Here is an 11,866-nt window from a genome sequence, read left to right as displayed (position 1 = left end):
CTCTGTCGACAGAGGGCCGGTTTCCGTCTAACGTCCGGCGCGAACGGCCAGCCTGCTTCGGCCGAAATCAACACAAACGCAACGGGACGGCATGGCGCATATCGGTATCGTCGGCGGCGGCCTCATGGGCTGCGCCACAGCGCTCAATCTCATGGAACGGGGCCATAGCGTCACGATCCTCGAACGGGACGCGGGCGGCCTGCCGGCCTCGGTCGGCAATGCGGGCATCCTCGCCGTGCCCGAGATCGACCCGCTCGCCCGGGCCGACATGCTGCTTTCCGTGCCGAAATGGCTGCTCGACCCGCTGGGCCCGCTGACGCTGCGCTGGCAGGACCTGCCGGCGCTCACGCCCTGGCTCGTCCGCCTCCTGCTCTCCGCCCGCCCCGGCAAGGTGGCGGAAGGCCGCGCCGCCCTTCTGACGCTGATGAAGACGGCGGAAGCCGACCATGCCCATCTCGGCGCCCTGGCCGGCATTTCCGGCCATATCCGCGACACCGGCGCGCTGACGATCTTCGACAGCACTGCGGCGCGCGACAAGGCGTTCGCCCACGAGACGGAGAATGCGAAGCTGCTCGGCTGCAATGTCGAGAAGCTGGATGCCGAAGAGGCCCGCCGCCGCGTGCCGGCCTTGCAGGGCGCCTTTGCCGGCGCGGTCTTCAACGACGGCTATAAGACCTTCGAATATCCGCTGACCCTCTTGCGCCGGCTGCAGGCGGCGCTGCGCGAACGCGCGACGTTGCTCGACGCCACCGTTTCCTCGGTGGCGCAGGCGGAAAGCGGTATCGTCGTGCGCACGGAGGGCGGCCGGGAATTCACCTTCGACAAGCTGGCGATCACCTCGGGCGTCTGGTCACGCCGCTTCGTCGCCGATCTCGGGCTCAAGGTGCTGCTGGAAACCGAGCGCGGCTACAATACGACCTTCATGAATCCTTCGACCACGCTGGAAATGCCGGTCTTCTTCTCCGAGCACGGCTTCGTCGCCACACCCTTCGAAAATGCTCTGCGCATCGGCGGTGCGGTCGAGCTCGCCTCGCCCGAAGCCCCCGCCAACTACAGGCGCGCCGCCGCCATGCGCCGCAAGATGCGCCGCTACGTGCCCGATCTCCAGGAGGAAGGCGGCACGGAATGGATGGGCCGGCGTCCCTCCACGCCGGATTCGCTTCCCGTCATCAGCCTGCATCCGCGCGACCCGCGCATCGCCTTTGCCTTCGGCCACGGCCATGTCGGCCTGACGCTTTCGGCAACGACCGGCCGCCATGTCGCGCGTCTCCTCTCCGGTGAGACGGACGCCGCGCTCGCCCCCTTCTCCATCGCCCGCTTCCAGTAAGTTCCCAGAACAATAAAAAGAAAGAAACCGACCATGCATAAGGTTATTTTCGACACGGATCCCGGCGTCGACGATGCCATGGCGCTGCTTTTCCTGCACAACCATCCGGAAATCGACCTGATCGGCATCACCACCGTCTTCGGCAATGCCGCCATCGAGACCACGACGCGCAACGCGCTGTTCCTCAAGCGCGAATGGGGCATCGACGCGCCGGTCGCCCGCGGCGAGGGCAAGACCTACAACCCGATGCGCAACCCCACCGACTGGCCGGTGATGATCCACGGCCATGACGGTCTCGGTAATATCGACGTGCCGGAGACGATCGACCTGCCCGTCGATCCGCGCCCGGCGCATCGCTTCATCATCGAAACCGTGCGCGCCAATCCCGGCGAGGTAACGCTGATCGCCGTCGGCCGCATGTCGAACCTTGCCTATGCGCTGAAGGAAGACCCCGATATCGCCGGCCTCGTCAAGCAGGTCATCATCATGGGCGGCGCCTTCGACGTGCCGGGCAACATCACGCCCGCCGCCGAAGCCAATATCCACGGCGATCCGGAAGCCGCCGACGTGGTGATGGGCGCGGCCTGGAAGGTGATCGTCGTCGGCCTCGACGTAACGATGAAGACCGTGATGACGCGCAAGCGCCTTGCAGAACTGACCGCGAAGAACGGCAGGCACCTCAAGCTGCTTTCCGACATCTCGCAGTTCTATATCGATTTCTACGGCCAGCACGTGAAGGACGAGGGCATGGTGGTGCACGACAGCTGCGCCTGCATCTACCTCGTCGCGCCGGAACTCTTCGAAACGCGCCCGGGCGCGATCCGCGTCGTCGCCGGCGGCATCGCCGACGGCCAGACCATCCAGAAGCCCGACGCCCGCAGCTTCCCGCCCGGCAACTGGGACAGCCTGCCGAGCCAGCACGCCTGCATCGGTATCGATGCGGAAAAGGTGATGGCGCTGCTGGACGAGACGCTGGTGCGCTGAAGCGGACGTAGCCGCCCCTCACCTGCCTTTATGACGCCGGTGCAACACCCCCCTTCCCCCCGCTTGCGGGGAGAAGGTCCCGGCAGGGGGATGAGGGGCCGTTCCTCCCCGTCAGTCCACCGTCTCCGGCAACTGCCAGTCGATCGGCGTGCGGCCGTGCTTTTCGAGGAATTCGTTCGCCTTGGAAAACGGCCGCGTGCCAAAGAAGCCGTTATGCGCCGAGAGCGGCGAAGGATGCGGCGAACGCAGCACGAGATGGCGGCTCCTGTCGACGAAAGCCGCCTTCTTCTGGGCGTAGGAGCCCCAGAGGATGAAGACGACGGGCTTTTCCTGCTCGTTGACCGCACGGATGACCGCATCCGTGAAGCGCTCCCAGCCACGCCCCTGATGGGAGGCCGCGCGGCCCATCTCCACCGTCAGCACGCTGTTGAGCAGCAGCACGCCCTGTCTTGCCCAATGTTCGAGAAAACCGTGGCGGGCCGGCGCGATGCCGAGGTCCGACTGCATTTCCTTGTAGATGTTGACGAGCGAGGGCGGGGTGCGCACGCCCGGCTGCACGGAAAAGCACAGCCCATGCGCCTGCCCCTCGCCATGATAGGGATCCTGCCCGAGGATGACGACGCGCACCTCGTCGAGCGGCGTCAGGTCGAGTGCGCGGAAATATTCCGCGCCTTTCGGGAAGATGCGCCGCCCCTCCTGTTTCTGCTCCAGAAGGAAGCTCTTCAGATCGGCCATGTAGGGGCTGGAGAATTCCGCCGCCAGCGGCGCCTTCCAGCTCTCGCCGATTTTGATATCCGTCGCTGCCATCGTGCTCTCCTTGACGGGGAGAGTTTAGCGCCGCACGGCGGCAAGGGCCGGCCAAACCGCCGGTCATCCACAGCTAATCTCAGGCGACGCCGAGCACCGCCATGAGGTTTTTCATGCGCGCGGCGGCAAGGTCGGGCTTGTCGAGCACATTCGCCTTGTCGGCCAGGCGGAAGACATCGGCATAATGCGTGACACCGCGGGCGGACTGCATGCCGGCCGGCATCGTGAAATGATCCTGATGGCCGTTCAGCCAGGCCAGGAACACGACGCCCGCCTTGTAATACTGCGTCGGCGCCTCGAAGATTTTCCGCGACAGCGGCACGGTCGGCTCGATAACGGCGCGGAAGGTGGCGACATCGCCCGCCGCCAGAGACGCCAGCGCCCTGGAGGCCTGCGGCGCGACCGCATCGAAGATGCCGAGCAGCGCGTGGCTGTACCTGCGCCCGTCGCCCTCGATCAGTTCGGCATAGTTGAAATCGTCGCCGGTGAAGCAGAGCACGCCCTCCGGCAGCCGGTTGCGCAGCGCCACTTCACAGGCGTTGTCGAGCAGGGAGATCTTGATGCCCTCGACCTTATCGCGGTTCTCCTCGATGATCGAAAGCACCGCATCGAGCGCCGGCTCGAAGGTGTCGGAGCCCCAATAGCCCCCAAGTTGCGGATCGAACATATCGCCGAGCCAGTGCAGCACGACCTTGTCCTTCGCCTGGCCGAGAATGCGGCCATAGACCTTGCGGTAATCGTCCGGCGACTGCGCGATGCGGGCCAGCGCGCGGCTCGCCATCATGATCGCCCGGCCGCCGTGCTTTTCGACGAAGCCGATCTGCTCCTCATAGGCCCTGACGACGTCATCCAGCGAGCGGGCATCGGCGGGGTTGAGGTGATCCGTGCCGGCGCCGCAGGCAAGATCCGCGCCGGGCACCGTCTTCGCTTCGGCAAGCGAGCGGCGGATCAGCTCCTGCGCGCCGGCCCAGTCGAGCCCCATGCCGCGCTGCGCGGTGTCCATCGCCTCGGCGATGCGGAAACCGAGCGACCAGAGATGATGCCGGAAGGCCATCGTGCGTTCCCAGTCGACGGCCGGCGCTTCCCATGGGCGCGTGTCGCGGCGCGGATCGGAAACCACATGGGCGGCGGCATAGGCGATGCGGCTGAAACGCGGTGCGGCGGCGGGACGCTCCGTCGGCGTGCCCACGAGCGCATAGGCTTCGACGCCACCATCGGCGCGCGGCAGGGAAAGGCTGATCGGCATGGAGTCCTCCCGAGGGTTTGGAAGGGCAATAATTTAGATCGTTCCAAATTTCAAGGGTGATTTTGAGGGCAGCGCTCGGCGCACGGAGAAGATCAATACGCCAAGGGCGCCGCCGAGGCCGGCGGATCTGCATGAGCGAAGGGGAGATGGAAAGCAGTCGAAGCCGGCACGCCATCGCCCGAATTCACGCTTGACAAATTTGGAACGATCCAATTAATTACCCAACAACAAGCGGGCGGCCACACCCGCGCAGGGAGGATGATCGTGAACAAGAGCCGGGTGACCGTTGTCGATATTGCGCGCGCCGCCGGCGTGTCGAAATCGACCGTGTCGCTCGTCCTGCAGGCGAGCCCTCTCGTCAACGAGGCGACGCGCGCCAGGGTGAATGCGGTCATCCGCGAGCTCGGCTATGTCTACAATCGCGGCGCGGCAAACCTACGCCAGGCCGCCGCCTCGCGGATCATCGGCATCATCGTCAACGACCTCACCAACTCCTTCTTCGCGGAGCTTGCCGTCGGCATGGACATGGTCATGCAGTCGGCCGGCTATGTGCAGTTCCTGTCGAATTCCGCCGAAAGCGTCGACCGCCAGCGCGAGGTCATCGCCTCCATGCGCGAGCACGGCATTTCCGGCCTGATCCTCTCACCCGCCCGCGGCACGGAAGCGGCGGACCTGAAGCCGCTCGCGGCGAGCGGCATTCCCGTCGTCGCCGTGGTGCGCAACGTGGTTGGCGCGAAGATATCCTCGCTTCTTTCCGACAACTATGCCGGCGCGAAGGATGCGGTTCGCCATCTCGTCTCGCTCGGCCACAGCCGCATCGCCTTCCTCGGCGGGATACCCAACACCACGGTCTTTGCCGAACGCGTGCAGGGCTGGCGCGACGCGCTTGCCGAAGCGGGTCTCGAAGCACCGGATGCACTGATCGTCGGCACGACGGCCTCGCGCGCCGGCGGCGTCGCGGCCATCGAACGCGCCCTGCTGCTGGCGAACCAGCCGACGGCGGCACTCTGCTTCAACGACGCGGCTGCCTTCGGCGTCTGCGACGGGCTGCGGTCCGCCGGCAAGGAGCCCGGCCGCGATTTCGGCGTGGTCGGCTTCGACGACGTGATCGAAGCCGAGACCGCGGTACCGGCGCTGACGACGGTTTCCGTCGATCCGCAGGGCATGGGCCGGCGGGCGGCGCAGCTTCTCTTGAAACAGATCAATGCGGGCCGCGTGGAGCCCGAGGCCATCGTCAGCTCCGTACGCCTCGTCGTGCGCCAGAGCTGCGGCGCCGGCCAGAAGACAAGGAGGATGTCGGCATGACGCGATGGGGACTGATCGGCGCGAGCACGATCGCAAAGGAATGGGTGACAAACGCGATCCGCGCGACGGGCGGCGAGGTCGTCTCGGTGATGAGCACCAGCGCCGAACGCGGCAAGGCCTATGCGGCCGAACAGGGCATCGCGAAGTCGGTGACGACGCTCGATGCGCTGGTGAACGATCCCGAGATCGACGCCGTTTACATCTCCACCACCAACGAACTGCACCGCGACCAAGCGCTCGCCGCCTCGAAGGCCGGCAAGCATATCCTCTGCGAAAAGCCGCTCGCCATGGCGCTTGACGATGCCCGGGCCATGGTGAAGGCCGCGAAGGATGCCGGCGTTGTCATGGCGACCAACCATCACCTGCGCAACGCCGCCACGCACCTGAAGATGCGTGAGGCCATCAAGGCCGGCCGCATCGGCACGCCGCTTTCCGCCCGCGTCTTCCACGCCGTCTACCTCCCGCCGCACCTGCAGGGCTGGCGGCTCGACAAGCCGGAAGCCGGCGGCGGCGTGATCCTCGACATCACCGTGCACGATGCCGATACGCTGCGCTTCGTGCTGGACAGCGACCCGGTGGAGGCCATCGCCTTCTCGCAGGCCGGCGGCATGGGCCAGGCCGGGCTGGAGGATGCGGTCATGGGCGTGCTGCGCTTCGAGAACGGCGTCATCGCCCAGTTTCACGACGGCTTCACCACGAAATTCGCCGAAACGGGCCTCGAGGTGCACGGCACGGACGGCTCGCTGATCGGCCGCAACGTGATGACGCAGCGCGCCGTGGGTACTGTGACGGTCCGAGATGCGGAAGGCGAACACGACCTGCCGCTCGACCATAAAAATCTCTACGAAACCGCCCTTTCCGCCTTCCACGCCGCCGTCGCCGGCAAGGGACAGCCCTCCGCCACGGGCGAGGACGGCGTCTGGTCGCTGGCGACCGGCCTTGCTGTCGTCGAGGCAGCTCGCACGGGCAAGACCGTCCGCATCGAAACCGGATTCTGAAGCATCATGAGCAAGCATATCACCCCGCGCCAGGCCGCAGACCTCATTCCCGACGGGGCCGTCGTCTCGGTCTCCTCCTCCTCCGGCCTTGGCTGCCCGGACCTGACGCTGAAAGCCATCGGCGAGCGCTTCGACGAGACCGGCCACCCGCGGAACATCACGACGCTGCACCCCATCGCGGCCGGCGACATGAGCGGCATCAAGGGCATCGACTACATCGCCAAGCAGGGCCTGCTCGCCAAGGTGCTGGCCGGCTCCTATCCGTCCGGCCCGTCCTCCTCCGAGCCGCCGCTGATCTGGCAGATGATCACCGGCAACGAGATTCCCGCCTATAACATCCCCTCCGGCATCCTCTTCGACATGCATCGCGAAGCCGCCGCAAAACGCCCCGGCGTCATCACCAAGGTCGGGCTCGATACCTTCGTCGATCCGAGCCGCGAGGGCTGCGCGATGAACGACAAGGCGGCGGCCGAAGCTATCGTCGAGAAGATCACCTTCGGCGGCGAGGAGTGGCTGTATTTCAAGGCCATCGCGCCGCAGGTCGCCATCATCCGCGCCACCACCGCGGACGAGCGCGGCAATCTCACCTATGAACATGAGGGCGCCTATCTCGGCGGTCTCGACCAGGCGCTCGCCGCGCGCAACAATGGCGGTATCGTCATCGCGCAGGTCAAGCGTCTCGCCAAGGAAGGCTCGCTGAAACCGCATGACGTGCGCGTGCCGGGCGTCCTCGTCGATTACATCGTCGTCGATCCCGAGCAGAAGCAGACGACGCAGACACTCTACGATCCCGCCATATCGGGCGAGATCTTCCGGCCACTCGACAGTTTCCGCGTGCCGGAATTCAACATCCAGAAGGTCATCGCCCGCCGGGTGGCTGAGGAGCTCGAGGCCGGCAGCGCCGTCAATCTCGGCTTCGGCATTTCCGCCAACGTGCCGCGCATCCTCATGGAAGAGGGCCTGCACGGCGCCGTGACCTGGGTGATCGAACAGGGTGCCGTCGGCGGCGTGCCGCTGCTCGACTTCGCCTTCGGCTGCGCCTCCAATGCCGACGCCTTCATGCCCTCGCCCTACCAGTTCACCTATTTCCAGGGCGCGGGCTTCGACGCCTCGCTGCTCTCCTTCCTGGAGATCGGCAGGGACGGGTCGGTGAATGTCTCCAAACTCTCCTTCCGCCCGCATGTGACGGCCGGCTGCGGCGGCTTCGTCGACATTACGGCGCGGGCGAAGAAGGTCGTCTTCTCGGGCATGTTCAATGCCGGCGCGAAGCTCACTATAGCGGACGGCAGGCTTGTTATCGAAAAGGAAGGCAAGCTCAAGAAGCTGGTCAACGCGGTCGAGCACGTCACCTTCTCCGGCCCGCGCGGCGTGGCGCAGGGACAGGACATCACCTATGTCACCGAGCGCTGCGTGATGAAGCTGACGCCCGAAGGCATCGTGCTCACCGAGATCGCGCCGGGCGTCGACCTCAAGACGCATATCCTTGACCAGTCGGAGTTCCCGCTGATCGTCTCGCCGGACCTCAAGGTGATGGATGCACGCCTCTTCACGGATGCGCCGATCGGCCTGACATTGCCGGAAAAGGCGCCGCGCCGGCTTACGGGGAAAAACCATGGCTGAGCCGCGCATCCGCATCGCAATCGACGGCTCCGTCGCGACGATATCGGTCGCGCGGCCGGAAAAGCTGAACGCCTTCGACATCGACATGCTGAAGGAGCTTTCCGCCGCCTGCGACACGGTGGAGGCCAATGCGGCCGTGCGCGTCGCCATCCTCACCGGCGAGGGCAAGGCCTTTTCCGCCGGCGGCGACATCCGCGCCTGGGCGGGTATGGAAGCCAACGAATTCGGTCATGCCTGGGTGCGCTTCGGCCACCGCGTCTTCGAGCGGCTGGCGACGCTGCGCATGCCGCTGGTCGCCGCCGTCAACGGCCATGCGCTGGGTGGCGGCCTGGAACTGGCTGCCGCCGCCGATATCCGCATTGCCGAGACGCAGGTGAAGATTGGCCTGCCGGAAGCCGGCCTTGGCATGGTGCCCGGCTGGTCCGGCACGCAGCGGCTGGTGAAGCGTTTCGGCGCGCAGGCGGTGCGGCGCATGCTGCTGGGCGGCGAGGTGCTGACGGCAGCGGAAGCGGCAACGCTCGGCATCGTCGATCAGGTCGTTGAGACCGGAACGGCCGTCGAAGCCGCCCGGACCTACGCGGCGCGCATCGCCTCACGCGGGCCGGCGGCGACGGAGATTTCCAAGCTGATGATTTCGGTGGCGAATGGCGAGGACAACGGCGCGGCGGTGGAAGCCCTCGGCTCCATCCTCGTCGCCAAGACCGGGGACCTCAAGGAAGGCGTCGCCGCCTTCACGGGAAAACGCCCCGCAGACTTCAAGGGAGAATGGTAATGACCGCGCATGTGAAACCCAAGGCGCTCGACGACTTCAAGGCGCGCGATTTCCGCATGCTGATCGACGGTGTGTGGACGGAAGGCACCGGCAGCGCGCTCGAACGCGTCGCGCCAGGCCATGGCGTCGTCGTCAGCCGCTATCCGGCTGGCACGAAGGCCGATGCCGAGCGCGCCATCGCCGCCGCCCGCAAGGCCTTCGATAACGGTCCGTGGCCGCGCATGACGGGTGCGGAGCGCTCCAATATCCTGCTGAGGGCCGCCGATCTCATCGCGGCGAAGGCCGACGAGCTTGCCTTCCTGGACTGCATCGAAAGCGGCAAGCCGATCAGCCAGGCCAAGGGCGAGCTTGGCGGCGCGGCCGATATCTGGCGTTATGCCGCGGCGCTGGCGCGTGATCTCCACGGCGAGAGCTACAACACGCTCGGCGAAGGCACGCTCGGCGTCGTGCTGCGCGAGGCGATCGGCGTCGTCTCGATCATCACGCCCTGGAACTTCCCCTTCCTGATCGTAAGCCAGAAATTACCATTCGCGCTCGCCGCCGGCTGCACGACGGTCGTCAAGCCTTCCGAGCTGACGTCAGGCTCGACGCTTCTTCTCGGTGAAATCCTCATCGAGGCCGGCGTGCCGGCTGGCGTCGTCAACATCGTCACCGGCACCGGCCCGGAGGTCGGCGCGCCGATGACGACGCATCCCGATGTCGACATGGTCTCCTTCACCGGCTCCACCGGCGTCGGCCGCCTGACCATGGCGAACGCCGCCCAGACCCTGAAGAAGGTGTCGCTGGAACTCGGCGGCAAGAACCCGCAGATCGTCTTCCCCGACGCCAATCTCGACGAGTTCATCGACGCCGCCGTCTTCGGCGCCTATTTCAATGCTGGCGAATGCTGCAATGCCGGCTCGCGGCTGATCCTGCACAAGTCCATCGCGGCGGACGTGACCGCGCGCGTGGCGGAACTGGCGAAGAAGGTGAAGGTCGGCGATCCGCTCGACCCGACGACGCAGGTTGGCGCGATCATCACGCCGCAGCATCTCGAAAAGATCGGCACCTATGTCGATGGCGCGGCGAAGGCCGGGGCATCCGTCGCGCTCGGCGGGACTGCACTCGATCTCGGCCTCGGCCACTTCATGGCCCCGACGATCCTGTCGGGCGTGAAGCCGGACATGGCGGTCGCCCGCGAGGAAGTGTTCGGCCCGGTCCTCTCCGTGCTGACCTTCGAGACGACGGACGAGGCGATCCGCATCGCCAACGCCATCGACTACGGCCTTTCGGCCGGCGTCTGGAGCCGCGATTTCGATACGTGCCTGACCATCGGCCGCAAGGTGCGCGCCGGCACGGTCTGGATGAACACCTTCATGGACGGCGCGTCGGAGCTGCCCTTCGGCGGCTACCGCCAGTCCGGCCTCGGCCGCGAACTCGGCCGCCATGCGGTGGAGGACTATACGGAAACCAAGACGCTCAACATGCATATGGGCGCGCGCACCGGCTGGTGGATGCCGCGATGAACCGAAACATCTTCTCCATTAAAGGCGAGGAAATTGAGCAGCGCCGCAAGCGCCGCTCGATCTCCCCCCTTGTGGGGGAGATGTCGCCGAAGGCGACAGAGGGGGGTAGCGGCGGCGCGGCAAACCGAACCGTTTCAGAAGACGGTAAGCTCCACCCCCCTCTGCCCTGCCGGGCATCTCCCTCACAAGGGGGGAGATCGGCAGGCGCCAACCGCTGTGCCTCACGGCGTCGGGAAGCTGAATTGCGGGCTTTGCAGCAGGGTGAGATCCTCCACCGGCTCGCCGGCGATGCGCCGCAGCAGCAGCCGGCCCATGGCCTCCCCTGCCGCCGGCAGGTCCTCGTGGATGGTCTCGACCTTCGGCTGGATCTGGCTGAGCAGGCGCGAGGTCTGCTTGCCGACGATGTCGTATTCGACGCCGAGCGAAAGCCCGTTGTCGCTCATGCCGGTAATGGTCGCGAGTGCGGAGACTTCGCCGGGACAGGTGATGCCGTCAGGCGGGTCGGGTTCGCCGCTGCGGCGGCGCATGGTGTCGCGGATCGTATCGGCGGGGCTGTCGAGGTCGAGCGTATCGGGAATCTCATAGGCGACGCCGGCCTCGCGCACGGCGGTCATGAAGCCGTGCAGCATGTGCTGGTGGAAGGTCAGTCGCTTCGGCGGCAGGATGATCGTCACCTTGCGCCGTCCCTTGGCGATCAGGCGCTTCGTCGCCGCGTAGGCGAAGGCGAAGTTGTCGTAGTCGACGAAGGCATGCGGGGTGGAGAATTCCGTGCGACCGTGGGTGACGAAGGGAAAGCCGTTTTCCAGAAGCAGCCGCACGCGCGGATCGAACGGCTCGGTGCGCGAGAAGATCAGGCCATCGGCCATGCCGTTGCGGATGATGTAGTTGACCGCATCGACATTGCTGCCGTCGAGGAAATTCGGCGTGACGATGAGGTGGTAGGGCGTCGCCTGCAGGGCGCGCGCCAGGCCATGCATGATGGACGTGCCGAAGCCGAGGATTTCCTCATGCGGGTCGAGCAGCACGGAAATGACATTGGTACGGCCGGTCTTGAGGCGCTGGGCCGCGCGGTCCGGCAGGTAGCCGATCTCGGCGGCGACCTCGTGGACCCGGCGGCGCGTCGCCTCGGAAATCTGCGGCGCATTGCCGAGCGCGCGGGAAACCGTGGTAATGGCAAGTCCCGTCATTTCCGCAATGGTCTTCAGCGTCGGCTTGCCGGCTCGAAGCATGTTGCGGGCGGGATCGTTGTCGGCGGGCTTGTCGATGCGGGACACGGATACGCTTCTTCGGATGGCGTCAGTC

Annotated in this window: 10 protein-coding genes; 7 read left to right on the top strand and 3 right to left on the bottom strand. The window is 66.2% G+C overall.

Annotated elements, in window-relative coordinates:
* Positions 1–91: 91 nt before the first annotated feature.
* Both DSD28_RS11680 and DSD28_RS11675 read left to right on the top strand, forming a co-directional pair.
* Positions 92–1,327 carry an NAD(P)/FAD-dependent oxidoreductase gene (locus DSD28_RS11680; RefSeq protein ID WP_119256572.1) on the top strand — a complete coding sequence of 412 codons (1,236 nt, stop codon included), beginning with the start codon at positions 92–94 and terminating at the stop codon, positions 1,325–1,327.
* A 33-nt stretch (positions 1,328–1,360) separates the two neighbouring features.
* The gene (locus DSD28_RS11675; protein WP_119256571.1) at positions 1,361–2,311 is read left to right on the top strand and encodes a nucleoside hydrolase; all 951 of its coding nucleotides are present in this window, start codon (positions 1,361–1,363) and stop codon (positions 2,309–2,311) included.
* 111 nt (positions 2,312–2,422) lie between these two features.
* Here DSD28_RS11675 and ung read toward each other — a convergent pair whose 3' ends face one another.
* Together ung and DSD28_RS11665 are read right to left on the bottom strand one after the other, a co-directional pair.
* Complete coding sequence (gene ung / locus DSD28_RS11670) at positions 2,423–3,118, bottom strand: uracil-DNA glycosylase (protein WP_119256570.1); 696 nt, start codon at positions 3,116–3,118, stop codon at positions 2,423–2,425.
* 79 nt (positions 3,119–3,197) lie between these two features.
* A complete protein-coding gene (locus tag DSD28_RS11665) occupies positions 3,198–4,364 on the bottom strand; it encodes a dihydrodipicolinate synthase family protein (protein ID WP_119256569.1) in 1,167 nt (388 codons plus the stop codon).
* A gap of 264 nt (positions 4,365–4,628) precedes the next feature.
* Here DSD28_RS11665 and DSD28_RS11660 point away from each other — a divergent pair, with 264 nt between their 5' ends.
* The 5 genes from DSD28_RS11660 to DSD28_RS11640 are packed head-to-tail and all read left to right on the top strand — an operon-like array spanning position 4,629 to position 10,564.
* Positions 4,629–5,669, top strand: a complete 1,041-nt coding sequence (locus tag DSD28_RS11660) for a LacI family DNA-binding transcriptional regulator (protein ID WP_119256784.1) — start codon at positions 4,629–4,631, stop codon at positions 5,667–5,669.
* Positions 5,666–6,667 (top strand): Gfo/Idh/MocA family protein, encoded by a 1,002-nt coding sequence (locus DSD28_RS11655; RefSeq protein ID WP_119256568.1) that lies wholly within the window; start codon positions 5,666–5,668, stop codon positions 6,665–6,667. The genes DSD28_RS11660 and DSD28_RS11655 overlap by 4 nt, the downstream gene beginning before the upstream one ends.
* Before the next feature lie 6 nt (positions 6,668–6,673).
* Positions 6,674–8,287 carry an acyl CoA:acetate/3-ketoacid CoA transferase gene (locus DSD28_RS11650; RefSeq protein ID WP_119256567.1) on the top strand — a complete coding sequence of 538 codons (1,614 nt, stop codon included), beginning with the start codon at positions 6,674–6,676 and terminating at the stop codon, positions 8,285–8,287.
* Positions 8,280–9,059, top strand: coding sequence for an enoyl-CoA hydratase/isomerase family protein (locus DSD28_RS11645; RefSeq protein WP_119256566.1), 780 nt, complete (start codon positions 8,280–8,282; stop codon positions 9,057–9,059). The genes DSD28_RS11650 and DSD28_RS11645 overlap by 8 nt, the downstream gene beginning before the upstream one ends.
* On the top strand, positions 9,059–10,564 hold the full coding sequence (locus DSD28_RS11640; RefSeq protein ID WP_119256565.1) for an aldehyde dehydrogenase family protein: 1,506 nt from the start codon (positions 9,059–9,061) through the stop codon (positions 10,562–10,564). The genes DSD28_RS11645 and DSD28_RS11640 overlap by 1 nt, the downstream gene beginning before the upstream one ends.
* Before the next feature lie 221 nt (positions 10,565–10,785).
* On the opposite strand, the gene DSD28_RS11635 is transcribed toward DSD28_RS11640, so the two are convergent.
* Positions 10,786–11,793, bottom strand: coding sequence for a LacI family transcriptional regulator (locus tag DSD28_RS11635; protein ID WP_119256783.1), 1,008 nt, complete (start codon positions 11,791–11,793; stop codon positions 10,786–10,788).
* Positions 11,794–11,866 lie beyond the last annotated feature (73 nt).

Origin of the sequence: Shinella zoogloeoides (assembly GCF_003574625.1) — a bacterium.
In the GTDB taxonomy this organism is placed as follows: Bacteria; Pseudomonadota; Alphaproteobacteria; order Rhizobiales; family Rhizobiaceae; genus Shinella; species Shinella zoogloeoides_A.
This window is presented reverse-complemented; position numbering and strand designations above follow the sequence as displayed.

What these genes read in the sequence shown, in the direction of transcription:
- ung (WP_119256570.1), bottom strand. Translation starts at nt 3,118, where the DNA reads ATGGCAGCGACGGATATCAAAATCGGCGAGAGCTGGAAGGCGCCGCTG.
- DSD28_RS11675 (WP_119256571.1), top strand. Translation starts at nt 1,361, where the DNA reads ATGCATAAGGTTATTTTCGACACGGATCCCGGCGTCGACGATGCCATG.
- DSD28_RS11655 (WP_119256568.1), top strand. Translation starts at nt 5,666, where the DNA reads ATGACGCGATGGGGACTGATCGGCGCGAGCACGATCGCAAAGGAATGG.
- DSD28_RS11645 (WP_119256566.1), top strand. Translation starts at nt 8,280, where the DNA reads ATGGCTGAGCCGCGCATCCGCATCGCAATCGACGGCTCCGTCGCGACG.
- DSD28_RS11640 (WP_119256565.1), top strand. Translation starts at nt 9,059, where the DNA reads ATGACCGCGCATGTGAAACCCAAGGCGCTCGACGACTTCAAGGCGCGC.
- DSD28_RS11665 (WP_119256569.1), bottom strand. Translation starts at nt 4,364, where the DNA reads ATGCCGATCAGCCTTTCCCTGCCGCGCGCCGATGGTGGCGTCGAAGCC.
- DSD28_RS11635 (WP_119256783.1), bottom strand. Translation starts at nt 11,793, where the DNA reads ATGCTTCGAGCCGGCAAGCCGACGCTGAAGACCATTGCGGAAATGACG.
- DSD28_RS11680 (WP_119256572.1), top strand. Translation starts at nt 92, where the DNA reads ATGGCGCATATCGGTATCGTCGGCGGCGGCCTCATGGGCTGCGCCACA.
- DSD28_RS11650 (WP_119256567.1), top strand. Translation starts at nt 6,674, where the DNA reads ATGAGCAAGCATATCACCCCGCGCCAGGCCGCAGACCTCATTCCCGAC.